We start from the raw sequence: 26,715 nt of genomic DNA on the forward strand, positions 1-26,715 counted from the left end.
TCTTTAAAATGTAATCTACAGGCCTCCTCGTCCCCGAAATGAGCACTAAACGTAAATAAATTCATAAGCCAAGTGATTTAGGTTCAGTCAAATATAATAAATTATGAGTAATTACGGATATTCAAATTTCTTTTTTATGTATAACTAAGATAGCGAATTAAAGGCTTTAAACTTTTTGGCAATGAATAACGATGCATAGATTATTTATATCAGTAGTAAAGAATAAGTAATCTTCGCCCCCATCTTTAATTTTTAGTTTTTTACGAATAGTAGCTACAGCTTCTGGGAAGTTACGCGTGGTAACATTCGCTTTGTTAATGGCGAGCTTTAACACAGCTTTTTTGTTATAAGGCACGACAGTTTTTATTTTAAAGACCCGTCCAGGGAAATCTACAAGAGTATCAGAAGTATATAAGTGCGAATGTTCATGAAGTTTTTGTAATCCTAAAGCTTTTCCAACAGACTTAAATCCTCCAGATTTTAAGATAGCGGCGTTGGGTTCGTAGAGATAGGTAGCTGGCAAACTTAATTTAGAAAGCGCCTTTTTTTCTTCAGAAAGTTTAAAGTTAAAATGCTGTTGACCTTCTTTGAGAAGATTAACAGTTTTCAGTTTTATGTCTCCCTCATATTCTTTTTCTAAAATCCATAGCAATTCTTTTACTTCATTCTTTACGGCAACAACATGAATTTCTTTTACAAATTGCAGTTCTAAAATTCCTTGTTTAATATCTAAAAGGGGAGCGCTTTTTATCAAGACATTTTTAGTCTTTTCAAAAATCGCATCCAACTCATCTGGAATATTCGGCAAACAATCTTTTAATAAAAACACTTTTCCTTTGGCTTCATTTCGGCGCGAAGGGTCAGCAAAAACCCAATCAAAATTAGTATCAGAATGGCGTAAAGATTCCACGCCATTTTCAGCTTTAAAAGTGATGTTTTTTACATCTAGAATTTTAAAATTATGAGTTGCTATTTTGGATAGATTTTGGTCCAATTCGCAATGGGTAATTGTGCTCATTTTCTTGGAGAAAAAATAGCTGTCCACACCCAACCCACCGGTGACGTCTAAGAGCGTTTTTCCGTGTACTAAACTAGCTTTGTATTCTGCTGTTTGCTCCGAACTGGTCTGTTCAATATTCAGTTTATTCGGGTAGTATAGTAGAGGAACAGTAAACCAAGTAGGGAGCTTGCTTTGACATTTTTTTTTCGCTTCGAGCTGTTCTGCAAGTTCTTTTTGAGAAACACCCTCAAATTGTTGTTTTTTTAGCAAAACTGACATGATGTCAGCATTCCAATTATTTTGTATAAATTCTTGAACACCAGTGTTTAAAATACTTTTATTCAAACTAAAGCTATAAATTCTTAGTTAACTTCTTAACAAAGCTGTTTTCACTTAAAAATTCCTTTAAAACAACTTTAATTGCGGTGTATCCTGGTACGGCAATCACCATTCCTACTACTCCGAATAAAAGTCCTGCAATGATGATGATCAAGAAAATTTCTAAGGGATGCGACTTCACAGAATTTGAAAAAATAAAGGGTTGTGAAAAGAAATTATCTACAAGTTGCCCCACAGTTAAACCGATAAAAACATACAGCGCTTTAGGTAAAATCACCGAGCTGAAATCCATACCTAAATTACTGGTCATGGTCAGGGTAATCATAAGTACTCCACCAATGATCGGACCCACGTATGGAATGATGTTAAAAAGCGCACATAAAAATGCAATTACAATGGCATTTTCTACGCCGACAATTAAGAGGGTAATGGTGTAAATAACAAACAAAATAAATAGCTGTAAAAGTATGCCGCCAAAGTAGCGCGATAATAAATTATTTATCTTGTCTATCGATTTTACCATGTTACCTTCTTTGTTGTCTGGAACGAAAGTTAGAATTCCGTTTTGAAATAATTTACTATCCTTTAAAAAGAAAAAAGAGATAAATAGAACGGAGAAAAGCCCAACGCTAAAATTGCTTAAAACCCCAACCAAAGAGTTTATAAAATCGGGAATAAAATTTAGGTCCATGCCTTCTAAAACATTTTTCTCAATTTCTGAGTCTTCAATGATTTCACTTACATTGGTGGTAGTTATTCCAAAGTAATCTACTATTTGTAGGTAGAGCGTGTTTATATTTGCTTTAAGGTCATCGATATCAAGTAAAGACAAGTTCTTGCTTTGTTCAGTAATAAGTGGAACAAATAGGGCTAGAATGCCAATAAACACACCCAACATTAAAAGCATGGTTAATATTACGGCCAAGAGGTTGGGAAATTTAAGTTTTCGCCTTAGAAACAGAACTATTGGCCTCCCTAAAAGTGCGATGACCGCTGCAATGGCCAAATAGGCCAATACCGACTGAATCTTAAACAAAAAATATCCTACAAGAACAATAGCCGTTAAGATAAAAACAGCCCTTAGAATTCCGTTTGCAATGGTTTTTGAGGTCATTTTCAGGATTTGAATGCGTAAGCTACAATATTTGCTCCCATTTGCAAGGCTTTTAAGCGAATTGCTTCTGGGTCGTTATGTACCGATGGGTCTTCCCAACCATCACCTAAATCACTCTCAAATGTAAATAGCAGCAAGAGTCGCCCTTCATGAAAGTAACCGAATGCCTGTGGTCTTTTGCCATCATGTTCGTGAATTTTAGGTAGCCCTTCGGGGAATTTGTATTTCTGGCTGAATATGGGGTGGTCGGCTCCAAGTTCTTCCAACTGTTTATCAGGAAAAACCTTTAAAAGCTCTCTTTTCAAGTAAGGTTCCATGCCATAATTATCATCAATATGTAAAAAACCACCCGATAAAAGATAAGTTCGCAGGTTTTGAGCTTCTTCATCACTAAAGAACACATTGCCATGACCCGTCATATGCAAAAAAGGATATTGAAAAATGGCAACACTACCTATCGCTACAGTTTCAGGTTTGTACTTAATTTTTGTGTCAATATTTTGGTTGCAAAAACGAATTAGGTTGGGCAATGCTGTTGGGTTAGAATACCAATCACCACCTCCGCCGTATTTGAGTATGGCTATTTCTTGTGAAGTAACCGAGTTAATCACAAAAAAAGTTAAAATAAAGGATGCTAGGGTAAGGTATTTCATGTATTGCCGAATAACTTATTAATTCAAAAATACTGTATTTCATGTATAAAAAAATCATAATTCCGACACTGGTACTAACAGGTATTTTCTTTTTGGCCTTAATGAACCTATCTCATAAAACTCATGATGAAGCTTTAAAAACCGATGTGAACGCTGCGTATGAACCTATAATTGTTTTAGAACTTTTTACTTCACAGGGTTGTTCAAGTTGCCCACCGGCCGATGTACTTTTAAATAAAGTGAAAGCGCAATACCCAAACAAGGTGTTTGCTCTTTCGTATCATGTAGATTATTGGAATTATATCGGATGGGAAGACCCCTTCAGCAAAGCTATTTATACCAAGAAACAACGTTCTTACAATCAAAAATTCAAATACAGAAGTAATTACACGCCGCAATTGGTGGTAAATGGCAAGGAACATTTTGTAGGTTCTGACGGTGCCAAGCTAACGAACAAAATTAGGGAGTATGGTTCACTGCAATCTGAAAATACCATAACACTCTCTAAAATAGAAGAAAAAGGAACAACAATAACTTTTGATTATAACATTGAAGGTGAACTTAAGGGCAAACAGCTACGCGCGGTTCTGGTACTGGATGAACGTACGACTTCTGTAAAAAGAGGAGAAAATAGGAACCGAACCCTTAAAAATTCCAATATTGTTGTGGCCGAAAAGTATCTTGAGCTTAAAAATAAGAATGGAGAAGGTGCCATAACAATCCCGAGCATTGTCTCATCAAAAGATAAAGTAACATTGTTGTTACTTACTGAAAATGAGGTGGCCGATATTACCGGGGCGACAAAAATTGGAGTTTGATACTTTTATTAGAAAAGATTACAAAGTTTATCTAAAACTAGACTTCAACTTCTTTCTCATACCTAATTTAGTCTCTTAAGTACTATTTTTCAGGAGGATTTATTTGGTTGTTTTCGAGAAAAAAAGAATTATATTACAAGAAATTCAATTTTTTTTTTTGAATGTTTCGCAAAGGCTGATATGTCATATTTAAAATTTATTTCACTTTTTGGAGCTATTTTTTTGGTGAACGCCTGCGCAAATAAAACTCTAGATACGATAAATATTGAACTTTACTTAAGCCTTCACAATGAGCAGATTGCATTTAAATCTGGAAACGTAGAATTCCCATTTTACTTTCTTGAAAAGGACTATCCGGATTATTTCAATTTTCAAAATTTCAAATCTCCCGAAGGTTTTACTGACTCAAAACACAAATACATAACAACTAGCCATTTTGATTACTCCAAGTCGGCTAGTTATTTTGGTGAAGAGCATAAATTTAAAGAACCCAACTTTGAAGTAAAGGAGCAGGAAAACCAAACTTTTTTTTCTTTTTTGACAACCATGAATGTTTTAACCGATGACAAACAAATTTTATTGATTGATATTAATAATGATAAAAGTTTTGAGGACGAAGTAGTTTATGTTAGAGAAAAAAATAAATTCAAGAGTATTGATAATAAAACACCAGTTCTAAATTACAATCAGTTTTTCTACACAAAAAATGGATTTGAAAGTTATAATCGAATTATTGAAATCCAACCATACAATGGCAAATTTCTGTATTATCGGTTAAAAGATACTATGGCAAGAAAAATGGCCGTTGTTGGTCTTTTAAAAGATTACTGGAGAGGAAAATTCAGTGTTGATAATAATACTTATGAAATAGTAGCGCAAGGATTTAATTCGAACAATATAGAATTCTTGATTAAAGATGAAAATTTAAAATTTAGTAAAAATGATGAGTATTATAATACAAACTATAGGTATCAGATGAATGATACGATTTTATTAAACTCTAAGGCTTATAAAATAGACACTTTAAGTTTTTTTGATGATAACCCTAGTACAATAACCTTAAGTCATGTTCCTAACTATAAACCAAGAGGTTTTGGTTTTAGAATTGGTGAAGAAATCGGAAATATATTGCTGTTATCGCTCAAGAACGAGAACGTGGCAATAAATAAGGTTTATGATAAGAGCGATTTAACCATTTTTTACTTTTGGGGTACTTGGTGTATACCGTGTAGAGAGACTACTGACTATCTAATTAGACTTCGTGAAAAATATCCCGTAGAAATCAATGTTGTTGGTATTGCTTATGAAAAGAATATGGAGACCTTAATTGCCTACGAAGACAAGAAGGGCAAAAATTGGCAGAATTTTTTCACAAAAAGTGAATACAACCCAAACTCAATAACTCAAAAACTCAGAATAGATGGATTCCCTTCTTTTATCGCCATAGATAAAAAAGGAATTATACACTTACGGGGTAGTGGGCTAGATGCTTTTAAACAAATTGAAGAACTCATATCTAACAATTAACTATTGTAATAGGTATTTAGCTATTGATTATAGCTACAACCGTACAAGCATAAATAGCCGCGGTTTCGGTACGTAAGCGGTTTCTTCCGAGGGAAACAGGAGTGAAACCAGTATCGTAGGCGAGTTGTATTTCGTTAGAGGAAAAATCACCTTCGGGCCCGATGAGAATTACAACGTCCTTGTCAGCTGCCAATCGCCTTTTTAATTCCGCTTTTTCTTCGTCTTCACAATGGGCAATGAATTTTAAGTCACCGGTGACATTCTTTAAAAAGTCTTCATAAGAGGTTAACGGATTTAGTTTAGGAAGAAAGGTTTGTAGTGATTGCTTCATCGCCGATTGAAGCACTTTTTCAAGCCTTTCGGGTTTAATGACCTTACGTTCAGAGTGTTCGCAGAGAATAGGCGTAATTTCATTGACACCGATTTCAGTTGCTTTCTCTAAAAACCATTCAAAACGATCGTTCATTTTAGTCGGGGCCACGGCTAAATGCAAACTGTGCAATCTTGGGATGGTTTTTTCAGTTGAAGTTATTTGAGCTTTACACTTTTTAGGGTTGGCATCTATAATCTTGGCTTCAAAGAGATAGCCTTTACCATTAGTAATTTGTAAAATATCATTTTCTTTTTTTCGCAGCACTTTAACAATGTGCTTACTTTCTTCCGTAGGAAAGTGAAATTGTTTAAAACTATTATCTAACGAGGCATTATAAAAGAGTTGCATCAGGCTTTTTTCTTTGTGTGTTTTTCGATTTCAAAAAGTAATGATTTTTTCACAGTTGGCCATTCACTTTGGATAATTGAGAAAACTACGGTATCCCTAAAACTTCCATCAATATTAATTCTGTGATTTCTAAGTACTCCATCTTGTTTAGCCCCTAAACGTGTGATAGCATTTCTAGAGGCATAGTTGAACCAATTCGTTCGAAATTCAACGGCAATGGCATCTAACTCTTCAAAAGCATGTTGCAATAGTAAAAGCTTGCAAATGGTATTGACCCCTGTTCGTTGATATGACTTGGCATACCAAGTATAACCAATCTCTAAATGTTTATTTTCAACTTCGATATTACAAAAACGTGTTGCACCAATAATGGTGTTCGTTTTCATATCTACCACCACAAAAGGGAGTGATTTTTTCATCTTTTGCTGTTCGAGTGCAGTGGAAATGTAGTTATCAATATTTTCTTTGGATGGAACACTGGTAACCCATAAATTCCATAGTTCACCGTCGGAAGCGGCCTTTAGAAGATCTTCTTTATGTTCTTTTTTTAATGGAATTAATTGTATACCATTTAGCTCCAACTCTATTTTCTGCAACCACTTTTCCATTTTTTAAGAGCTTAATTTATATCGGGCTTTTGCCGCTATATTCTGTTCTGCAAAATCTTTTTCCAAGAATTTAAAATGGCCTACAATACCGATCATAGCTGCATTATCCGTACAATATTCAAATTTTGGAATATAGGTTTTCCAACCGAATTCTTCTTCCGCATTTGCAAGACGAGATCGTATACCTGAGTTTGCGGCGACTCCACCACCAATCGCTATTCGTTTCACCCCGGTTTGCTTAACGGCAAGTTTTAATTTGTCCATTAAAATTTCTAGAATGGTAAATTGAATTGAGGCACAGATATCGGCTAGGTTCTCAGTAACAAATTCAGAATTTTCTTTGGTCTTTTTTTGAATAAAATATAGAATACTTGTTTTAAGTCCACTAAAACTAAAATTGAGCCCATCAACCTTTGGTTTTGGAAATTCAAAAGCTTTTTCGTTACCAAGTTTGGCGTACTTATCAATAAGTGGTCCACCAGGGTAAGGTAAACCCAGTAGTTTAGCACTTTTATCAAAAGCTTCTCCAACGGCATCGTCTAAGGTTTCTCCGATAATTTCCATTTCAAAATAGCTCTTTACCAATACAATTTGGGTATGCCCTCCACTAATGGTCATGGCGAGAAAAGGAAAATCCGGACTTTCCTGTTCCCTGTCTTCTATAAAATGGGCCAAAATATGCGCCTGCATGTGATTTACTTCAATTAATGGAATAGCTAGACCTAACGATAAAGATTTGGCGAAAGAAGCGCCTACCAATAACGAACCCATTAATCCCGGCCCTCTAGTAAATGCTATGGCGGATAGTTGTTTTTTATCGATATTTGCCTGAGCCAACGCCTGATGTACAACTGGAACTATATTTTGCTGATGTGCCCTCGATGCTAATTCGGGTACGACACCACCATATTTTTGATGTATTTCTTGCGTGGCCACTACATTGCTGAGCACTTTTTTATTGCAAAGCACTGCAGCTGAGGTATCATCACACGATGATTCAATGGCGAGAATGAAATTTTCTTGATTTTTCACCTATTTTGGAACAAAAGTTGGGTATACAAAGATAAAGGGTAAAGCGCTATCAAAAAACTGAAAAAAATACTACTTCGAGCCTTGCTGGCACTTCTAATTCTTGGGGTTTTGATTTCTGTGCTATTTTCTTTACCCATTGTACAGACGCGTATTGCCAAATATGCCACAGATAGTATCAATCAAGAGTTTGGTACGAATATCAGCATTGAGCGTATACATTTTTCTCCCTTTTCAATGAGTGCCGATATAAAGGGTATTTATGTAGAAGATTATAGACAAGACACGCTTTTTCATATTCATAAATTAAATACTTCTGTACTGAGCATCAGAAATATGATTAATGGAAATTTAGAATTTGGTGATATAGAGGTAGATCGACTCTATTTCAATATGAAAACCTACTCAGGTGAATCTGATACAAATCTTGATGTTTTTGTAGATAAGTTAGATGATGGAAAACCAAGAGAACCGGGCACACCACCTTTTTTAATGTCGTCTTCTGAAATTACTATGGAAGACAGTAGGTTCAAACTTTCCGATGAAAACCTAGAAAATAAGACCGTTCTAGACTTTAATCAATTAGAAATAAAGGCTAGTGACTTTCAAATAGTCGGTCCAGAAGTTACAATCGGTATTGATGAATTATCGTTGTTAAGTAAACGAGGTTTAAGAATTAATGACTTAAAAACTGATTTCAAATACACAAAAACACAAATGCGCTTTGATGCATTGGCCATTCAAACACCTGAATCTAAGTTAAACGGCAGTCTTGTTTTTGATTACGATAGAGAAGATTTTTCAGATTTTCTAGATAAGGTAAAAGTGAACGCCGAGTTTAACGAATCCCTAGTCGCGTTTAATGAAGTGAATACCTATTTTGATGAGTTCGGGCAAGATATTACGGCCCAATTTTCTGCAAAGACCTCGGGTGTTTTAAACGATTTAATTGTCAAGGAGCTGATTCTAAGGTCTGACAATACAGGTATTAGAGGTGACTTTAAATTTAAGAATCTTTTCAGGCAGACTGAGCCATTTGTGATGGATGCCAATATGGATAATGTTACTTCGAGTTATTACCAGCTTCGTGCTTTGCTACCAAATATTTTAGGTAAAACGATACCTACTTCATTTAAAAAATTCGGTCAATTTACGGTACGTGGTAAAGCAGAGGTTACAGAAACCTCTATTGATGCACAAGTAAACCTTAATACAGCAATAGGCAGTAGTTATTCAGATTTGCAGATGACCAACATTAATAATATTGATGATGCTTCGTATCGTGGCTTAATTTCTTTGACCGATTTTGATCTGGGAGATTTTATAGATGACCCTAAGTTTGGTAAAACATCGCTAGATGTAAATGTTGAAGGAAGGGGTTTTATTGCAGAATATCTTAATACAGAGGCTATTGGCGAAATATATAAACTAGAATTTAATAACTACGAATACAATGATATAAAGGTTTCTGGAATTTTAAAAGACGAGCTTTTTGATGGAAGTTTAATTTGTAATGATAAAAATCTACGTTTCGATTTTGAGGGCTTGGCAGACTTTAGCGAAGAGCGTAATGACTTTAACTTTAGTGCAGATGTTGATTATGCCGATTTAAAGTTGATGAATTTTATAAATGATAGTATTTCCATTTTTAAAGGGGAAGTTAAAATGGATATATCTGGCAATAATTTAGATAATCTGGCCGGAGATATCAAGTTTGAGAATACGACCTATCAAAATAAAAATGAAATATACTTTTTTGATGATTTTGCGGTGTCCTCTTCCTTTGAAAAAGATACTGTAAGAACCATTAAAATAGAGTCTCCGGATATAGTTTCAGGATATTTGAAAGGAAAGTATAGGGTTGCCGAACTTGGCAGGTTATTGCAAAACTCCGTCGGTAGTATTTATACAAATTACAAACCCTATGAGGTTTCCTCTGGTCAGCGTATCAATTTCAATTTTAAGATTTATAACAAGTTCGTCGGGGTGTTTTTTCCTGAAGTCAGCTTAGGGCCAGAGACTTTTATTAGAGGTAATATTGTAGCCGATGAAGGCGATTTTAAGTTAACTTTTAAATCCCCTGCTATTGAAGCCTACAAGAATAAACTAGAAACGGTAGAACTACAAATCGATAATAAAAACCCCTTGTTCAACACCTTTTTGTCTGTAGAAAATATGTCCACGGTTTACTATGACATAAACGAGTTTAATCTGATAAATACCAAACTAAAAGACACCTTATTTTTTAGAACAGAATTTAAGGGTGGTAGTCAATACAATGATGCCTATAACCTTAATTTTTACCACACCTTTAATCAAGAGAATAAGTCTGTGATTGGTTTAAAAAAGTCAGATGTTAGTTTTAAGGACAATAACTGGGTTATTAATGAAGAAGGAAACACAAAAAATAAAATCATCCTTAACAAAAGCTTAGACAGTATTACTATCGAAGAGATAGTAATGAATAACAATAAGCGTGAACAAATTCGTTTAAGAGGCGAATTGGCAGACTCTACCTACAAAGATTTAGAGCTGCAATTTAAAATAGTATCCCTGAACAAGATTACACCAGCAATCGATAGTTTAAAATTAGATGGTCAAGTAGATGGATTCTTAAATATTTTACAGAAAGATGGTAAATACCTTCCAACATCAAGTTTAAATGTAAAAGATTTTGCAGTGAATAAGATGAATCTTGGTGATTTGGAAATGATGATTTTTGGTAACAATGACCTTTCTGAATACGGGGTGAACACTTGGTTGCGAAAAGATGGTGTTGAAAAGATGAATATAAATGGAAAGGTCTATGACGCCAAAGAAACTACTTTTGATCTAACGGCTTCATTTAATGACTTTAGTTTAGAACCCTTTGCGCCTTTAGGTGAAGATATCATTTCAAATATCAGGGGCACTGTAAGTGGAAGCGCTAAGGTTACCGGTAATGCCAGAAACCCAAATTTTGATGGAGAATTGCTTCTAAACGATGCCGGAATTGGGATACCTTACCTAAATGTGGATTATGATTTTGCACCAAGATCTAGAGTAACCTTAGCGGAGCAGTCTTTTAATTTTGAAAATATACTGCTTACTGATATTACGGAGAATACGCAAGGGACCTTAGATGGAAGTATTTCGCATACGGCATTCGATGATTGGGTTCTTGATTTGAATCTAGATACAAATAATGATCGTTTTTTAATTTTAAATACAGAATTTAACGAAGATGCATTGTACTACGGAACCGGTTTTGTTAACGGTACCGGTAGCATATCAGGTTCGACCAACGCATTGAACATTAATTTTGAGGGGTCGACTGCCAAGGGTAGTGCACTTAAAATACCCTTAAGTGATATAACAGCAGTTGGAGATTATTCTTTTATCAATTTCATCGACAAAAATCAAGTAGAATCTTTTGAAGAAGAGCGTGTTCTTGATGATTACCAGGGCATCGAAATGAACTTTGATTTAGATGTCACCCCTGATGCAGAAGTCGAAATTGTAATTGATCAGAATAGCGGTAGCTCATTAAAGGGTACTGGCTCGGGCCTTTTGTTGATGGAAATTAATACCAATGGAAAGTTTAATATGTACGGGCAGTTTATTGTTGTTACGGGGGAGTACAATTTTAAACGCGCAGGTCTCATAGATAAAAAGTTTACCGTAAGACCCGGAGGCACTGTAAATTGGGAAGGAGATCCACTGAAGGCCACACTTGATATGGAAGCCGTTTATGCATTAAATGCAAACCCGGCCCCTTTATTGGATGGTAACAATTTTCAAGGACGCATACCTACTGAAGTTGTCATACGGCTAAATGGAGAATTAGAAAATTCTCAAATAGACTTTGATATCGAGTTTCCAGGTACGAATTCCGTGGTGCAATCCGAACTTGAATATAGGTTGCAAGATCCAACAATTAAAAGTGACAATGCCTTCTTTTTATTAGCGCAAGGAACATTCGTCAATCAAGAAACCGCAGGCTTAAACCAACAAGCTGTCACAGGAAATTTGATTCAAACAGCCTCTGGGCTGTTAAATCAGGTACTCACGGGCAATAATGATAAGTTAAATTTCGGTGTTTCTTATGAACAAGGTTTTTTAGATAATGAATCTGGCATAAATACTGAGGACCGGTTCGGTTTTACGGTTTCCACCCAGATTAGCGATAAAATATTAATAAATGGTAGAGTAGGGGTTCCGGTTGGCGGGGTATCAGAAACCGTGGTAGCCGGTGATGTTGAGGTTCAGGTTTTATTAAATGAAGAAGGAACATTAAGCGCTAAAATTTTTAATAGGGAAAATCAGTTACAGCAATTCATTGGTGAGCGACAAGGGTATACCCAAGGGCTCGGATTATCGTATCAAGTAGATTTTGATACTTTCAAAGAACTGATGCGAAAAGTCTTTAAGAAAAAAGAAAAAGAAATAGAAAAACCTAAAGAAGTTACTACACCAAATAACATTATGGGTAAGGATAGTCTAATCCGTTTTTATACCAAAAAGGAACTTCCTAAGCGCTAAAAATGCCACTAAAAAAATTAAAATGACAAAAAACACCAAACGAAAACGTTTGAGTTGTTTATGCATTGATAAATAGACTAATACAGCGTTCTTTTATTGAAATAAGTTTCCTAGTTTTGATATTTCAATTTTTGAAATGACCAAAAAAATCAAGAAAATAGCAGTTTTCACTTCTGGGGGAGATTCCCCAGGAATGAACGCAGCAATACGCTCTGTTGTTCGTGCATGTGCCTTTATGAAGTTGGAATGTGTTGCAATTTATAGAGGCTACCAAGGAATGATAGATGGTGATTTTAAACCAGTGAATGCGCGTAGCGTAAACAATATCATTAATAAAGGGGGAACAGTCTTAAAATCTGCCCGTTGTGAGGAATTTAGAACTCCAGAAGGAAGAAAAAAAGCCCATGAACAATTGGTTAAAGCGGGAATCGATGCCTTTGTGGTAATTGGCGGTAATGGAAGTTTTGCCGGAGCCCAACTTTTTAATGAAGAATTTGATTTTCCTGTAATGGGTATTCCCGGAACTATTGATAATGATATCATAGGTACTTCATATACCATTGGTTTTGATACTGCAATAAATACCGTAGTTGAGGTTATAGATAAAATTAGGGATACCGCCAGTTCGCATAATCGTCTGTTCTTTATTGAAGTTATGGGGCGTGATGTTGGGCATATTGCCTTGAATGCGGGCGTTGGTGCAGGTGCTGAAGAGATATTGATTCCTGAGCAGAATTTAGGTTTAGAAAGGTTGCTCGATTCGTTGAAGCGAAGCAAAAAATCTGGTAAGTCTTCAAGTATTGTAATAGTTGCGGAAGGTGACAAAACAGGTAAGAATGTTTTTGAACTTAAAGAATACGTAGAAGAGCATTTACCCATATACGATGTTAGGGTATCCGTTTTAGGTCACATGCAGCGTGGTGGTAATCCGACTTGTTTTGATAGGGTTTTGGCCAGTAGAATGGGTGTAAAGGCTGTTGAGGCCTTAATTGAAGGTAAATCAAACTACATGGTTGGTATTCGTGATACCAAATTGGTTTTGGTACCTATAAAAGAAGCTATTAGCGCACATACCGCTATAGATGAAGAACTCATACGGGTTTCTGATATAATGACAATTTAATTAAACTTTAAAAATAGAATAATGGCACAAGTTAAAATTGGTATAAATGGATTTGGTAGAATTGGTCGATTGGTCTTTAGGGCTTCGGTAAAAAGAGATAATGTTGACGTTGTAGCCATAAACGACTTGTTAGACGTTGAACATTTAGCGTATTTATTAAAATACGATTCTGTTCATGGTAGATTTGATGGCACTGTGGCTGTAAAAGATGGACATTTGGTAGTCAATGGAAAAACAATCCGAATTACTGCTGAAAGAGATCCGAAAAATCTAAAATGGGATGAAGCCGGGGCTGATATCGTGGCAGAATGCACAGGTATCTTTACTACGATGGAAACTGCACAATATCATATTGATGGTGGTGCCAAAAAAGTAGTAATCTCTGCACCATCTAAAGATGCCCCTATGTTTGTAATGGGTGTAAACCATAAAGATGTTAAGGCTTCTGATAAGATTGTTTCAAATGCTTCATGTACGACAAACTGTTTGGCCCCTTTAGCTAAAGTTTTAGATGATAACTTCGGAATTGAAGAAGGTTTAATGACAACGGTTCACGCTACTACGGCTACACAGTTAACTGTAGACGGACCTTCTAAAAAAGATTATCGTGGTGGTAGAAGTGCCATGCTAAATATTATACCAGCATCTACAGGGGCTGCAAAAGCGGTTACAAAAGTAATTCCTGCTTTACAAGGAAAATTGACAGGAATGGCCTTTAGGGTGCCTACAGCTGATGTTTCTGTTGTTGATTTAACGGTTCGATTAGAAAAAGAAACCTCTTATGAAGAAATCAAAAAAGTCTTTAAAGCTGCTTCTGAAGGAGAGATGAAAGGGGTATTAGGTTACACTGACGACGCCGTTGTGTCTCAAGATTTTGTTTCAGATACGCATACAAGTATTTTTGATGCTGGAGCTGGTATTGAATTGAATTCTAAATTCTTCAAACTTATTTCTTGGTATGACAATGAGGCCGGGTTCTCAAATAAGATGGTAGACCTTGCAAAGCATGTTGCAAGTCTGTAAATAAGACACTTTAACTATTCCTGAAAATTATGAGGACTAAATTCATTATTTTCAGGAATATTTATTTTAAAACATATGATTTTAATTGTAGATAGTGGTGCTACTAAGTCGGATTGGATAGCTTTAGATAGTAAAGGGGAGCAACTTTTTGTTACCCAAACCTTAGGTCTAAGTCCAGAGGTATTAACTAGAGAAGTTATTGAAGATCGTTTAGCAAATAATTTTGAATTAGCCAAGAACAGAGCAGAGGTTACCAACCTTTATTTCTATGGAGCCGGTTGCGGTACTGATAGAATGAAAAAGTTTCTGAAAGAAATTTTTAACGATTTTTTCCCCAAAGCTAAAAGCGAAGTAAGAGAAGATACCTATGCCGCCATATACTCTACGACTAAAATAGGTCATCAGGGTATTGTATGTATTCTGGGCACAGGGTCTAATTGTAGTTATTATGATGGGCATCAACTGTTTCAAAAAGTAACCTCTTTGGGCTATATTTTAATGGATGATGGAAGTGGTAATTTCTTTGGGCGAAAACTATTGAGAGATTATTATTTTCATAAAATGCCGCAAGATCTGGGTATAAAATTCGCCAAAGAATATGAGTTGGATGCCGATGTAATAAAAGATCACTTGTACAAGCAGCCCAACCCCAATACGTATTTGGCAACATTCGCCAAATTCATTGTAGAAAACAAAGAACATCCTTACTGCAGAGGGGTTATTGATAAGGGATTTCAGCAGTTCGTAAACAATTACATTATGCAGTTTGAACTTGCCACTAAGGTTCCTGTAAATTTTGTAGGCAGTATTGCATATTACTTAAGAGAAGAGCTTGCGACGGTCATCCATCGCAATGATTTAATACTGGGTGTAATTAGGCAAAGACCTATCGATGGCCTTGTAGAGTTTCACAAAAGCACTATTTAACGGCAATCATCGAAATTTCTACATTTACAAATTTGGGTAAATTGGCAACTTCGACAGTTTCCCTTGCCGGAGCGGTATCAACATCGAAATAGGCACCGTAAGCTTCATTGATTTGTGAGAATTGATGCATGTCTTTCACGAAAATCGATGACTTCACTACATTTTCAAAGGTCATCCCAGCTTCCTCTAAAATGGCTTTTAGGTTTTCCATAGATTGGGTAGTTTCCTTTTTAATGTCACCCTCAACAAGCTCACCAGTACTTGGGTCAATAGGAATTTGACCAGAAATATATAGGGTGTCTTTTATTAAAGTTGCCTGATTGTAAGGGCCAATCGGAGCCGGAGCTTTTGAAGTAGTGATTATTTTTTTCATAGTTAAATTTACTAATATTATCTAATACGTTGACTTCTGCTTTCCCATTTCAAATCTTGAAGAATAGAACTGCTGATGCCTATAAAAAAGTCCCAACGTTCATTTCTACCAAAGGGCACCCAATTAAAACGCAAATCAAAACTCTTTAAATTACGTTGAAAACCTAATTGGGTTTGTGCAAATCCTTTGTTTTTAAAGTCATACCCCGATGAAACCCTGACACTCCATCTTGGCGAAGGTGAAATATTACCGGAAAACATTAGCGAGGTATTTCCAAATTCGTTTTGGCGGTTAGAATTGTTATAAGAAGTAGTGAATTGCATACGTAAATCCCAGGGGATGACCGTTCCATAAATTGGATTTTCGATGTCATCCTGATTTTTTTTACTTGACCTATTAAAAGTATCATCGTTTAAACCAAAACCAAAAAGGTCATCCGTACGTCCACCACTACGGGCGCGATACTCGTCGTTCAATTCACTTTCATTGTCCTCTTCGCCGTCTTTATTCTTTTTCTTGAACGTTTCATTGTTAAGGGAATAACTCAGATTCATGCTGGCTCTTGTCAAACGAAGCAGGCTTCCTCCATTAGAAACATTAAATGTATTTATCCTTCTACCATTATTGTCTATGGTATAGGGGTCAAGGCTACCCGAAAAGTTAATGTTCATTTTATTGTTCAGAATACTTGTTCCCCCATTGAAACCAATAGGCGCCAGTTTCAGGGAATCCGCTTCAAAATTATATGCTGTAGAAAAATTAAGGTTACTTAAAAGCTTGATTTTCTTAGGCTCAAGCTTTGTAGAATCTTTATCTCTTACTTTGGCTTCTAAGGTGTTTTGAACCGAGAAACTGATGGAGTTCGATTTATTCAAACTAGGAGCTCCATTCAATGTTCCTTCGAACCGGCTAAAAAGAACTTCTTCGTTATTCAAATCGGTATAGCTGTCATAAAACTGCTCAAAAGAGGGCGTGTATCCCCAACCAATTGAAGGTCGCATTACATGCCGTATTGTTTGTATTTTTTTATCCTCTCCAAAATTGAACGTACCATATAAAGTGGTACCAACACTAGCGCTTAAGCCATATCTGTTATACCGGTCAAAACCATTGATGGTATCAAGAACAACCTCTCGATTACTATCTGGGTCGTTAGGGTCAAGACCTCTTTGAAAGGTTTGGGCCGTCCAGACATCTTCATAATTACCACCGACGGATACGCTAAAATATTTAGCAACCTTGAAATTTGTATTTAATGGGATAGTATGCCTGGCTCCTATTTGGGCATTTTCGAACATCCTACCGGTTAGAAAATCTTCATCATTGGTGCGAATACGATTTTCTGCTCTTAGGTTATATTGAAAGTTGATGTTCTGTATGATCCCTTTCTTGATTCCTTCCCGTTTTGCAAACGGAAAAATTCGCTCCATACTTGCCTGCAAAGTTGGCAAGGTCAACGTAATGTTATCTGCATCCGGGGCTGCATTAGAACTAATATTTTGGTTATGGGTTGCCGTTAAACTTACATTTACGGACGGGTATTCTGGAAATGTCTTGGAATATGAAATTGAACTTGAGAGATTGTTGTTTTGTGTGTTTTGTACGTTAATTTGATTAAACGAATTGGTAAAATACTGACTACTGCCCAAATTTACTTGGGCCGAAAACCTGGAATTGGGACTAGCCTTTGGGTCTTGGCTATGCGATATTTGAATATTGTAAAGCGTAGATCTAGAAAAATCACTAAATCCTTTCTGACTAGTTATTTGATTCTCGTACCTAAAATTAATATTACCCCTATATCGGTATCTTTTGGTATATATGGTTTGCGTTCTAAAACCATAACTACCATTGGTGAAAAAGTCGCCAAGTATACTAAAATCTACATAATCGTTTATTGGAAAATAATATCCGCCATTTTGCACTGCAAATCCCCGATTAGGATCCTGTGTAAAAGTAGGGAAGATCAAACCGCCTGTTCTTCCTGTAGTAAGCGGAAAATAAGCGAAAGGCAATGCAATAGGCGTTGGTACATCTACCAAGTACATGTTACTAAAGCCGGCAATAATTTTTTTGCCGGGCACAAATTTTGCCTTGTTTATTTTTATGTAATAATCGGGGTCAACGGTGTCTTTTGAAGTCGTTAATCTGGCTGATTCTAAGAAATAGACCGAGTCATTTTCTTTTTTAGTGATTTCTGCCAATACTTTCATCGCATCGCTTCCTAAAGAGCCTGCTCCTGCTTGTTGTTCAGTTCTAGAATTCCAAATAAGCGCCTTTTGTGTATCAAAGTTAAATCGAATCGAGTCGGGTATGACCACATTAGTACCTTGTTTAAAGTACGGTAATTGGGTGTAGGTTCCTGTAGAATCTTTTATTCTACCGGCATACACTTCATTTTTTACATAATCCATGATTATGATTCCGGCTTTGAGCTCGGTATCTTGGTAGTAGATTTCAGCTTCGTTGTACAGATAAATTTTATTCTCTTTTTGGCTTAATCGCACATAGTCTTTCGCTTTGTATTTTATCTTATCAAGCAATAAGGGTTTTTTACCTTGAGATGAATCTTGGGTTACAGAATCGACTTGAATGGAATCGTTTAAAATATTTGGTGGAAGTAATGGAGCAACAATGGTATCTTTTACAGCTTTTATAGGTAATGGTGTAATCGGGTCTTCTTGTGCCGATACGTATTGCACACTTGAAACCAGCACGAATAGGAAAAGAAGAAGATGTTTGTTTGCTTGCAACGTGATAAATCCTATTTTTGTAGCAGGTTGGCTTGGTTTTTGAAGCTCAAACTTACATATATTTTTTGTTCTGTTAATCGGACATTACGATAAATTTAACCAAGGCAGAACATTGAAAATGAATAATTCTTATGATTAAAAAACGGTTTTTATCCTTAGTATTTAGTTTACTCTTTTTACTCTTCTCATCTTTTATCAAAAACAGTACCGAAGCACCTACGAAGGATAAATTTATTGTTGTACTTGATGCTGGGCATGGCGGGCATGATCCCGGTAATTTGGGTAATGGTTATTTAGAAAAAAATATTGCACTCTCAATAGTACTTAAAGTTGGAGAACTACTAAAAAAGCAACAAGATATTGAAGTAATTTTTACAAGAGATGATGATACTTTCGTAGATCTTTTCGAAAGAGGACAAATAGCTAATGAGGCAAATGCGAACCTTTTTGTATCCGTTCATTGCGATTCTCACAATTCAGACGCCAATGGAGCGGGCACTTTTGTTTTAGGACTTCATGCCAACAAACAAAATTTTGAAGTTGCTAAAAAAGAAAACTCAGTTATTTATTTAGAAGATAATTACGAGCAAAAATATGCGAAGTACGATATAAACTCGCCAGAGTCTGTGATTGGTCTTACTATTATGCAAGAAGAGTTTTTAGAACAAAGTATTCAGTTGGCCAAGTTGATGCAAGATAATTTTACTGCGAAATTAAAGCGCAAAGATCGTAAGGTAAAGCAAGCAGGTTTTATTGTTCTACACCAAACCTTTATGCCCAGTGTTCTCGTAGAAACAGGATTTTTAACGAATAAAACTGAGGGTGCCTATCTAAATTCCGTCAAAGGTCAAAATCAAATGGCCACTGCTATTGCTAATGCAATTTTAAGCTATAAAGATGGGGTGGACGCTAATCTTATCGAGCAAGAAAATACTTTTGTGACAGAAGATGTTCCTAAAAAAGAAGAGGTTGTAAAAGAAATAAAAGAAGCAGTTACTGTAACGCCCCCGAAAAAGGAGGAAGTTGCAGAAGTTATTGAGAATAGTACTAAATCCATCACAAAGCAGGTGGTGAAAGAAGATACCCCAAAAAAGGAAAAGACGGAGATTGTTGCCGTAGATGATGTTATCTTCAAAGTACAGCTAATGGCCAGTTCAAAAGTGATTCCGCTAGATGGCGATAATTTTAACGGATTGAACACCTTATCCAAAGAACCGGTAAAAAACTTATTCCGTTACATGTACGGCAATACGAATTCATACCTAAAGGCCAAACTACTTAAATCAAATGCTGATGCTAAAGGCTATACCACATCATATATAGTAGCTTATAAAAACGGTACGCGCATTCCTTTGAACGAAGCTATAAAAGCTGTTCCGGCGCAATAGGGACTTGTCTTAAAATTATTCCTAATTTTGTTTATAACAGAAAACTGAACCTTTGAAACTATCAAGAGAAGTTAAAACAGGTCTTATTGTAATTTTAGGTATCCTTTGTGTGATTTTTGGGTACAGCTATTTAAAAGCATCTTCAATTTTTGACGATAGCAAAACTCTTTACGCAGTGTATAATAATATTGGTGGTTTACAGCCAGGCACAGAGGTTGTTATTAATGGATTTAGCGTTGGTAATGTCAATAGTATCCGATTTAAAGACGATACGGGTAAATTACTTGTTACGTTTTCGGTAAGCAGTGATTTTGAATTTTCTAAGAATAGTAGGGCCGAATTGTATGATACCGGTATCATTGGTGGAAAAGGAATACAAATAATTCCGGTATTTGATAATTCGCCGATGGTAAAATCAGGTGATACGCTAAAAGCAAATATTAAACCGGGTCTTACAGCCCTTGTACAAGAAAAATTAACCCCTCTCCAATTAAAGGTTGAGGGTGCGGTATCGAATGCGGACTCGTTACTCATGAATTTCAATGATGTGTTGGATGACCCAACTAAAAGAGAGCTCAGACAAAGTATTGCTGGCTTAAATGCACTGGTGAGAAGTTTTCAGGTTAGCGCCAATGCCATGAACGAGTTATTGGCCGACAACAAAACACAGTTAGATAGTTCAATAAAAAATATAAACACCACTAGCGCTAACTTTGCTAAATTATCAGAATCGCTAGCTGAGGTAGATTTGGCCAAGACAATTAAAAACCTTGAAGCTACCATTACCAATCTCAATAGTTTATTAGGTAAAATACAAAATGGAGAAGGTTCTTTGGGCAAACTGACGAATAACGATGAGCTTTATAATAATTTATCCAATGCTTCACGTGAATTGGATTTATTACTTCAAGATTTTAGGTTAAATCCAAAACGATATGTAAACGTTTCGGTTTTTGGAAAGAAACAAAAAGAATATGAACTTCCTGAAGACGATCCTGCAGCGAAGAACGATAACTAACTGATTTTATGGAATACCTTCCAAACATTCTATTTGCGATTGCACTTTTTTTAGGCATCGGTTTTTTTACTAGAAACGTAAGAAAACTGTCTAGAAATATTAAATTAGGTAGAGATGTAGACGTATCGGACAATAAAGGCCAACGCTGGAAAAATATGGCCAGAATAGCTCTAGGCCAGTCTAAAATGGTGGTTAGGCCTATTGCAGGTTTAATGCATATTATTGTTTATGTTGGCTTTGTCATTATAAATATTGAAGTTCTAGAAATTATTATTGATGGCCTTTTAGGAACACACAGAATATTTGCCCCATTAGGTTCGATATATGATTTTTTAATCGGTTCTTTTGAAATATTGGCCTTTTTGGTCATTGTGGCCGTTGTTGTTTTTTGGCTGAGAAGAAATATCATAAAACTAAAACGCTTTCTAAAGCCAGAGATGGCAGGTTGGCCCAAAAAAGACGGTAACCTAATTCTATATATTGAGTTGGTATTGATGTTTTTGTTTCTTACTATGAATGCCGCAGATTTTCAGTTGCAGCAGCTTGGTGCTGATCATTATACAAAAGCAGGTGCATTTCCGATAAGTCAGTTTATTGCTCCGTTGTTTAATAATCTGTCCGTTTCTTCACTCATAATGCTAGAACGAACGGCATGGTGGTTGCACATTATCGGAATTCTATGTTTTTTGAATTACCTCTATTATTCGAAACATTTACATATTCTATTGGCTTTTCCGAACACGTATTATGGAAAACTTAAGGCGAACGGAGAATTTAATAATGTAGCAGCCGTAACCAAAGAAGTAAAATTGATGATGGACCCCTCTGCAGATCCATTTGCCGCACCTGCAGAAGATGCGGAAGAGCCAGAAAAATTTGGGGCTTCAGATGTAATGGATTTAAGTTGGGTACAGTTGTTAAACGCATACACATGCACTGAATGTGGTAGATGTACTTCAGAATGTCCTGCTAATCAAACAGGTAAAAATCTATCTCCGCGAAAGATAATGATGGATACCCGTGATCGTTTAGAGGAAGTTGGTAAAAACATGGACAAAAACAAAGGTGTTTTTGTGGAAGACGGAAAACAGCTTTTGGGAGATTATATTTCCAATGAAGAACTTTGGGCCTGCACCACTTGCAATGCTTGCGTAGAAGCTTGCCCGGTAAGTATTGACCCACTTTCAATTATTGTAGAGATGAGACGGTATTTGGTCATGGAGCAGTCAGCTGCACCAACAGAATTGAATAATATGATGTCAAACATTGAGAATAATGGTGCACCATGGCCTTATAATCAAATGGACCGTTTAAACTGGGTAAACGAATAAAGCTATAACTATGAGTGATACACTTCAAGTGAAGACTATGGAAGAATTCATAGCGCAAGGTACGCAGCCTGAAATTTTGTTTTGGGTGGGTTCTGCTGGTAGTTATGATGATAGAGCGAAAAAGATTTCTAGAGCTTTCGTAAAAATACTAAATAAAGCCAATGTTGATTTTGCTGTTTTAGGGCCAGAAGAAAGTTGCACCGGAGATGTGGCAAAACGCGCCGGGAATGAGTTTTTGTTCCAGATGCAGGCCATTATGAATATTGAAGTCTTAAATGGTTATGAAATAAAGCGAATCGTGACATGCGATCCACATTCTTTTAACACAATAAAAAATGAGTACCCGGGATTAGGGGGCAACTATGAAGTTATTCACCATACGCAATACATAAAAGAACTTATCGATGGTGGACGTTTATCAGTCAAAGGCGAGTTTTACAAAGGAAAAAGAGTTACGTTTCATGACCCTTGCTATCTAGGGAGAGCCAATTCGGTATACGATGCTCCTAGAGATGTTCTTAACAAAACCAATGCAGATATTGTAGAGATGAAACGTAGCAAAAAGACGGCACTATGTTGTGGAGCCGGAGGGGCACAGATGTTTAAAGAACCTGAAAAAGGGGATATGGATATCAATGTGTTGCGCACAAAAGATGCTTTGGAGACTAATGCTAATATCATAGCTACTGGCTGCCCTTACTGTAATACAATGATGACTGATGGGATTAAAGCTCACGAAAAAGAAGGAGAAGTGGCTGTATTGGACGTGGCCGAACTCATTTCAAACTCAATTGATTAAAGCATGCTTGGTAAGACAAGAAAATAGAGATTACTGCTTTTTTGGTTAGTTAGGTTGTTTTTGATTTAGGCGATAACGAACTGTTTTATTTTTCACCGAGCTTTTTTGGTTTAAAAAATATTTTACGACAAAACAAATGTTAGTAGATTTTAAAGATTTACCAGATCACTCAAGAATTTGGATTTACCAGTGTAACCGTAGCTTTTCTGAAAAAGAATTGGCAGAAGTTACGAGTGGATTAAGTGCCTTTTTAACCCAATGGACGGCACACGGTAGCGACTTGAAAGCTGGGTTTGAAATCAAATATAAACGATTTATAATTATTGGTTTAGATCAGTCAGAAGCCAGTGCATCAGGTTGTTCTATTGATGCCTCCGTTCATTACATTCAGGCTTTAGAGAAAAAGTATGAGGTAGATTTATTGGACAAAATGAATGTCTCTTACAAACAAGGAGATTATGTTGCCTATAAAACGCTGATTGATTTTAAAAAAATGGCCAAGCAACGTGCAGTATCTAAAAATACTGTAGTTTTTAACAATCTCGTTGCCACAAAACAAGAGTATTTAGATAATTGGGAAGTGCCTGCATCTGAAAGTTGGCATGCTCGCTTTATGTGAATTTTATCCCAAATAAGCTTGATTTCTCCTATTTTCTTTACTTTCTTCGATGAAATGCAATATTTTTAATAGTATTAAGTTGATGCCCTAGACAATTTAGTATGCGTAACTACTTTTACTTTTTTTTCTTTTTCTTTTCTTTTTTTATAGCCAAAGGTCAAACAAACCCTTTGATTACTTCTGATTCAACTTCACAACAGTTATGGGTCGAGGCTAGATATGATGAAATGACCCTCGAAGAAAAAGTAGGCCAATTATTTATGGTAAGCGTAGCTTCGAACCAAAATGATAAGACCACAGCTGCAATTAAGGCGCTTATAGAAAAAGAGAGTATCGGTGGAATAATTTTTTCAAAAGGAGGGCCAGTAAGACAAGCAAATTTGACAAATACCTATCAAGCATTGTCAAAGACCCCTTTATTGATCGGTATGGATGCTGAATGGGGCCTAGCCATGCGTTTAGACTCTACTTATGCTTTCCCTTGGAATATGACTTTAGGAGCTATTAAAGACAATGCTATAGTCGAAAAGGTAGGACAACAAATTGGAAGGCATGCAAAACGAATTGGAGTTCATATTAATTTTGCTCCGGATATAGATATTAATATCAATCCAAAAAACCCAATCATTGGTAACCGCTCTTTCGGGGAGGATAAAGAAAATGTTGCCCATAAGGGGATTGCTTTTATGAAAGGGATGGAAGGAGCCGGTGTTTTATCTTCAGGTAAGCATTTTCCTGGACACGGCGATACAGAAACAGATTCACATAAGGCACTGCCTGTTATAGAATTTACAAAACAACGTTTAGATAGTATTGAGCTTTATCCTTTTAAAAGACTTATTGAAAATGGATTAAGCAGTATAATGGTAGCGCATTTAGACATTCCTAGTTTAGAGCTAAAAGAAGGCTATCCTTCTTCTTTATCAAAAACAATCATAACGGATTTGTTAAAGAAACAACTTGGGTTTAAGGGATTGGTTTTTACGGATGCTTTAAATATGAAGGCCGTTTCAGAATTTGCCCCAGAAGGGGAAGTTGAGTTGTCGGCGTTTATGGCCGGAAACGATATTCTATTGATGCCTGTAGATGTCAAAAATGCTAAGCTTAAGATAATAGAAGCCTACTCGAACGGACGCATCACAGAAGAGCGCCTAGCTGAGTCGGTCAAGAAAATATTAATGGCCAAATACAAGGCGGGATTGAATAATTACCAGCCAATTGAAACAAACGAATTATATGATGACTTAAACAGTTTAGAGAACGATATTGTTTATGAAGAGGCTATCGAGAATGCGATTACAGTAGTAAAAAATAAATTTGATTTAGCGCCAATTAAAAGACTAAACAATAAAAAAATTGCATATATACAATTTGGAGATGATGACGGAACTCCATTTTTTAATATGCTCAATAAATATGCAAAAGTTACTAAAGTCGAAGCCAAAGATATTGCCGGGTATCGTGATAAACTCAAAAATTTTAATCTTGTTATAATTGGCTTTCATAAGAGTAATGACAGCCCTTGGAAGTCCTATAAGTTTTCAAAGAACGAATTGTTTTGGTTACAGGAAATTTCCAGACTACGAACGAGCAACACTATTTTAACAGTTTTTGCAAAACCTTATGCGCTGTTAGATGTAGTGAACTTTCAAAGTATCGATGCAACTATCGTAGGGTATCAGAATAGCAAAATTGCTCAAGAAAAAGCGGCGCAAATACTTTTTGGCGCCTTACCAGCTAAAGGAGTATTACCAGTTTCTGCTAGTAACGCTTTTCCTGTGAACACTGAAATTAAGACTAAAGAGATAGCAAGACTAGGTTATAGCCTGCCTGAACGAGTCGGTTTAAGTACTTCTAAGTTAACGGAGGTAGATAGTTTGGTGCAAATGGGTATGGATTCCTTAATGTTTCCTGGAGCTCAAATAGTTGTGGCAAGAAAAGGCAGAATTGTTTACCAAAAAAACTTTGGAAAGCCAACCTATGAAAGTACAGATAGCATAACTGATGACCACATCTATGATTTGGCATCCTTGACAAAAATCTTATCCACACTACCTTTAATTATGAATATGGAAGAGGAAGGTAAGATTAAATTGAACAATACTTTTGAAGACTTGATTCCTGAATATGAGGAGTCTGAACTTAAAGATGTCACCGTTTTAAAGGCATTGTCCCATTACGGTAGATTGCCAGCTTGGATTGCCTTTTATGCCAGTACTTTAAATAAAAAACGCCAACCATCAAGTGAATTTTATCGTAATAAACCTTCAGAAGGTTTCTCTATAAAAGTTACGGATAAATTGTATTTAACAGATGCCTATAAAGATTCTATTTATAATAGAATTGGGCGTCAAGAGTTAAAATCAAATAGGTATCGATATAGTGACGTTGCCTACTATGTCTTTAAAAAGTACATTGAGGAAACTAGGGGCAAAAGACTTGATGTGCTTATTGATGATTTTTTGCTAAAGTCTTTGGGGGCCACCAATACAAGTTATAATCCTTTGGAGAAATTTGAAAAGCAGCGCATAGTACCTTCGGAAGAAGACAACTACTACAGATATGAAACTGTTCAAGGTTATGTTCATGATATGGGAGCTGCTATGCAGAATGGAGTGGGAGGCCACGCAGGGTTATTTAGCAACGCTAACGATGTAGCAAAAATAATGCAGATGTACCTGCAAGGTGGACGTTATGGTGGTGAACGCTATTTAGATTCAAGAACTGTTGAAAAATTTAATAAGTGTTATTTCTGTGACAAAGATGTTCGAAGAGGTGTTGGCTTTGATAAACCGCAACTAAAGGATAGTGGGCCAACCTGCGGATGCGTATCTCGTAAAAGCTTTGGGCATAGTGGTTTTACCGGAACTTATACTTGGGCGGATCCCGATGAAGAATTGGTGTATGTGTTTTTATCTAACAGAACTTATCCATCATCAAGAAACAATATTCTCGTCAAATCAGGACTACGAACACGGATTCAGCAGGCGATTTATGATTCTCTTATCAATTAGCAACTAAAATATAAGCT

Annotated in this window: 20 protein-coding genes; 12 read left to right on the forward strand and 8 right to left on the reverse strand. The window is 36.1% G+C overall.

All coding sequences use genetic code 11. The features are described from left to right. Positions 1-166: 166 nt before the first annotated feature. The 3 genes from ACFSQJ_RS14745 to ACFSQJ_RS14755 are packed head-to-tail and all read right to left on the reverse strand — an operon-like array spanning position 167 to position 3,106. The gene (locus ACFSQJ_RS14745; RefSeq protein WP_377767726.1) at positions 167-1,345 is read right to left on the reverse strand and encodes a THUMP-like domain-containing protein; all 1,179 of its coding nucleotides are present in this window, start codon (positions 1,343-1,345) and stop codon (positions 167-169) included. A 7-nt stretch (positions 1,346-1,352) separates the two neighbouring features. Next, positions 1,353-2,453, reverse strand: a complete 1,101-nt coding sequence (locus ACFSQJ_RS14750) for an AI-2E family transporter (RefSeq protein WP_377767727.1) — start codon at positions 2,451-2,453, stop codon at positions 1,353-1,355. 2 nt (positions 2,454-2,455) lie between these two features. Then, positions 2,456-3,106, reverse strand: coding sequence for a DUF4159 domain-containing protein (locus tag ACFSQJ_RS14755; protein WP_377767728.1), 651 nt, complete (start codon positions 3,104-3,106; stop codon positions 2,456-2,458). A gap of 41 nt (positions 3,107-3,147) precedes the next feature. Here ACFSQJ_RS14755 and ACFSQJ_RS14760 point away from each other — a divergent pair, with 41 nt between their 5' ends. After that, entirely contained in the window at positions 3,148-3,924 is a 777-nt protein-coding gene (locus ACFSQJ_RS14760) for a DUF1223 domain-containing protein (protein WP_377767729.1), read from the forward strand. A 180-nt stretch (positions 3,925-4,104) separates the two neighbouring features. Further along, positions 4,105-5,451, forward strand: a complete 1,347-nt coding sequence (locus tag ACFSQJ_RS14765) for a TlpA family protein disulfide reductase (protein WP_377767730.1) — start codon at positions 4,105-4,107, stop codon at positions 5,449-5,451. A 16-nt stretch (positions 5,452-5,467) separates the two neighbouring features. On the opposite strand, the gene ACFSQJ_RS14770 is transcribed toward ACFSQJ_RS14765, so the two are convergent. The 3 genes from ACFSQJ_RS14770 to tsaD are packed head-to-tail and all read right to left on the reverse strand — an operon-like array spanning position 5,468 to position 7,812. Next, a complete protein-coding gene (locus ACFSQJ_RS14770; protein WP_377767731.1) occupies positions 5,468-6,172 on the reverse strand; it encodes a 16S rRNA (uracil(1498)-N(3))-methyltransferase in 705 nt (234 codons plus the stop codon). Continuing rightward, a complete protein-coding gene (locus ACFSQJ_RS14775) occupies positions 6,172-6,780 on the reverse strand; it encodes a GNAT family N-acetyltransferase (RefSeq protein WP_377767732.1) in 609 nt (202 codons plus the stop codon). Before ACFSQJ_RS14775 ends, ACFSQJ_RS14770 begins: the two co-directional genes overlap by 1 nt. 3 nt (positions 6,781-6,783) lie before the next feature. Then, a complete protein-coding gene (tsaD, locus tag ACFSQJ_RS14780) occupies positions 6,784-7,812 on the reverse strand; it encodes a tRNA (adenosine(37)-N6)-threonylcarbamoyltransferase complex transferase subunit TsaD (RefSeq protein ID WP_377767733.1) in 1,029 nt (342 codons plus the stop codon). Between the two features lie 81 nt (positions 7,813-7,893). Between tsaD and ACFSQJ_RS14785 the strand changes: the two genes are divergently transcribed. From ACFSQJ_RS14785 to ACFSQJ_RS14800, 4 genes are all read left to right on the forward strand, one after another. Next, positions 7,894-12,330, forward strand: a complete 4,437-nt coding sequence (locus tag ACFSQJ_RS14785; RefSeq protein ID WP_377767734.1) for a translocation/assembly module TamB domain-containing protein — start codon at positions 7,894-7,896, stop codon at positions 12,328-12,330. Between the two features lie 136 nt (positions 12,331-12,466). Then, positions 12,467-13,453 carry a 6-phosphofructokinase gene (pfkA, locus tag ACFSQJ_RS14790; RefSeq protein WP_377767735.1) on the forward strand — a complete coding sequence of 329 codons (987 nt, stop codon included), beginning with the start codon at positions 12,467-12,469 and terminating at the stop codon, positions 13,451-13,453. Between the two features lie 21 nt (positions 13,454-13,474). Continuing rightward, positions 13,475-14,476, forward strand: coding sequence for a type I glyceraldehyde-3-phosphate dehydrogenase (gene gap / locus ACFSQJ_RS14795; protein WP_377767736.1), 1,002 nt, complete (start codon positions 13,475-13,477; stop codon positions 14,474-14,476). Between the two features lie 75 nt (positions 14,477-14,551). Next, entirely contained in the window at positions 14,552-15,403 is an 852-nt protein-coding gene (locus tag ACFSQJ_RS14800; RefSeq protein ID WP_377767737.1) for an N-acetylglucosamine kinase, read from the forward strand. Here ACFSQJ_RS14800 and ACFSQJ_RS14805 read toward each other — a convergent pair. Together ACFSQJ_RS14805 and ACFSQJ_RS14810 are read right to left on the reverse strand one after the other, a co-directional pair. Next, positions 15,396-15,776 carry a RidA family protein gene (locus ACFSQJ_RS14805; protein ID WP_377767738.1) on the reverse strand — a complete coding sequence of 127 codons (381 nt, stop codon included), beginning with the start codon at positions 15,774-15,776 and terminating at the stop codon, positions 15,396-15,398. The genes ACFSQJ_RS14800 and ACFSQJ_RS14805 overlap by 8 nt on opposite strands. Positions 15,777-15,793: 17 nt before the next feature. Continuing rightward, positions 15,794-18,529 (reverse strand): putative LPS assembly protein LptD, encoded by a 2,736-nt coding sequence (locus tag ACFSQJ_RS14810; RefSeq protein ID WP_377767739.1) that lies wholly within the window; start codon positions 18,527-18,529, stop codon positions 15,794-15,796. A 131-nt stretch (positions 18,530-18,660) separates the two neighbouring features. Here ACFSQJ_RS14810 and ACFSQJ_RS14815 point away from each other — a divergent pair, with 131 nt between their 5' ends. The 6 genes from ACFSQJ_RS14815 (at position 18,661) to ACFSQJ_RS14840 (ending at position 26,698) form a co-directional block, all read left to right on the forward strand. Next, positions 18,661-19,917, forward strand: a complete 1,257-nt coding sequence (locus tag ACFSQJ_RS14815; protein ID WP_377767740.1) for an N-acetylmuramoyl-L-alanine amidase family protein — start codon at positions 18,661-18,663, stop codon at positions 19,915-19,917. A 52-nt stretch (positions 19,918-19,969) separates the two neighbouring features. Then, positions 19,970-20,935 carry an MlaD family protein gene (locus tag ACFSQJ_RS14820; protein WP_377767741.1) on the forward strand — a complete coding sequence of 322 codons (966 nt, stop codon included), beginning with the start codon at positions 19,970-19,972 and terminating at the stop codon, positions 20,933-20,935. A gap of 8 nt (positions 20,936-20,943) precedes the next feature. Beyond that, positions 20,944-22,266, forward strand: a complete 1,323-nt coding sequence (locus ACFSQJ_RS14825; RefSeq protein WP_377767742.1) for a 4Fe-4S dicluster domain-containing protein — start codon at positions 20,944-20,946, stop codon at positions 22,264-22,266. 10 nt (positions 22,267-22,276) lie between these two features. Then, a complete protein-coding gene (locus tag ACFSQJ_RS14830; RefSeq protein WP_377767743.1) occupies positions 22,277-23,065 on the forward strand; it encodes a (Fe-S)-binding protein in 789 nt (262 codons plus the stop codon). A 136-nt stretch (positions 23,066-23,201) separates the two neighbouring features. Further along, the gene (locus tag ACFSQJ_RS14835) at positions 23,202-23,684 is read left to right on the forward strand and encodes an ABC transporter ATPase (RefSeq protein WP_377767744.1); all 483 of its coding nucleotides are present in this window, start codon (positions 23,202-23,204) and stop codon (positions 23,682-23,684) included. A gap of 101 nt (positions 23,685-23,785) precedes the next feature. Beyond that, positions 23,786-26,698 carry a glycoside hydrolase family 3 N-terminal domain-containing protein gene (locus ACFSQJ_RS14840; RefSeq protein WP_377767745.1) on the forward strand — a complete coding sequence of 971 codons (2,913 nt, stop codon included), beginning with the start codon at positions 23,786-23,788 and terminating at the stop codon, positions 26,696-26,698. Positions 26,699-26,715 lie beyond the last annotated feature (17 nt).

Source organism: Croceitalea marina (assembly GCF_042684265.1).
Taxonomy (GTDB): domain Bacteria; phylum Bacteroidota; class Bacteroidia; order Flavobacteriales; family Flavobacteriaceae; genus Croceitalea; species Croceitalea marina.

What these genes read in the sequence shown, in the direction of transcription:
- ACFSQJ_RS14840 (WP_377767745.1), top strand. Translation starts at nt 23,786, where the DNA reads ATGCGTAACTACTTTTACTTTTTTTTCTTTTTCTTTTCTTTTTTTATA.
- ACFSQJ_RS14800 (WP_377767737.1), top strand. Translation starts at nt 14,552, where the DNA reads ATGATTTTAATTGTAGATAGTGGTGCTACTAAGTCGGATTGGATAGCT.
- ACFSQJ_RS14830 (WP_377767743.1), top strand. Translation starts at nt 22,277, where the DNA reads ATGAGTGATACACTTCAAGTGAAGACTATGGAAGAATTCATAGCGCAA.
- ACFSQJ_RS14755 (WP_377767728.1), bottom strand. Translation starts at nt 3,106, where the DNA reads ATGAAATACCTTACCCTAGCATCCTTTATTTTAACTTTTTTTGTGATT.
- ACFSQJ_RS14825 (WP_377767742.1), top strand. Translation starts at nt 20,944, where the DNA reads ATGGAATACCTTCCAAACATTCTATTTGCGATTGCACTTTTTTTAGGC.
- ACFSQJ_RS14765 (WP_377767730.1), top strand. Translation starts at nt 4,105, where the DNA reads ATGTCATATTTAAAATTTATTTCACTTTTTGGAGCTATTTTTTTGGTG.
- pfkA (WP_377767735.1), top strand. Translation starts at nt 12,467, where the DNA reads ATGACCAAAAAAATCAAGAAAATAGCAGTTTTCACTTCTGGGGGAGAT.
- ACFSQJ_RS14815 (WP_377767740.1), top strand. Translation starts at nt 18,661, where the DNA reads ATGATTAAAAAACGGTTTTTATCCTTAGTATTTAGTTTACTCTTTTTA.
- ACFSQJ_RS14760 (WP_377767729.1), top strand. Translation starts at nt 3,148, where the DNA reads ATGTATAAAAAAATCATAATTCCGACACTGGTACTAACAGGTATTTTC.
- ACFSQJ_RS14805 (WP_377767738.1), bottom strand. Translation starts at nt 15,776, where the DNA reads ATGAAAAAAATAATCACTACTTCAAAAGCTCCGGCTCCGATTGGCCCT.
- ACFSQJ_RS14835 (WP_377767744.1), top strand. Translation starts at nt 23,202, where the DNA reads ATGTTAGTAGATTTTAAAGATTTACCAGATCACTCAAGAATTTGGATT.
- ACFSQJ_RS14775 (WP_377767732.1), bottom strand. Translation starts at nt 6,780, where the DNA reads ATGGAAAAGTGGTTGCAGAAAATAGAGTTGGAGCTAAATGGTATACAA.
- ACFSQJ_RS14770 (WP_377767731.1), bottom strand. Translation starts at nt 6,172, where the DNA reads ATGCAACTCTTTTATAATGCCTCGTTAGATAATAGTTTTAAACAATTT.
- gap (WP_377767736.1), top strand. Translation starts at nt 13,475, where the DNA reads ATGGCACAAGTTAAAATTGGTATAAATGGATTTGGTAGAATTGGTCGA.
- ACFSQJ_RS14750 (WP_377767727.1), bottom strand. Translation starts at nt 2,453, where the DNA reads ATGACCTCAAAAACCATTGCAAACGGAATTCTAAGGGCTGTTTTTATC.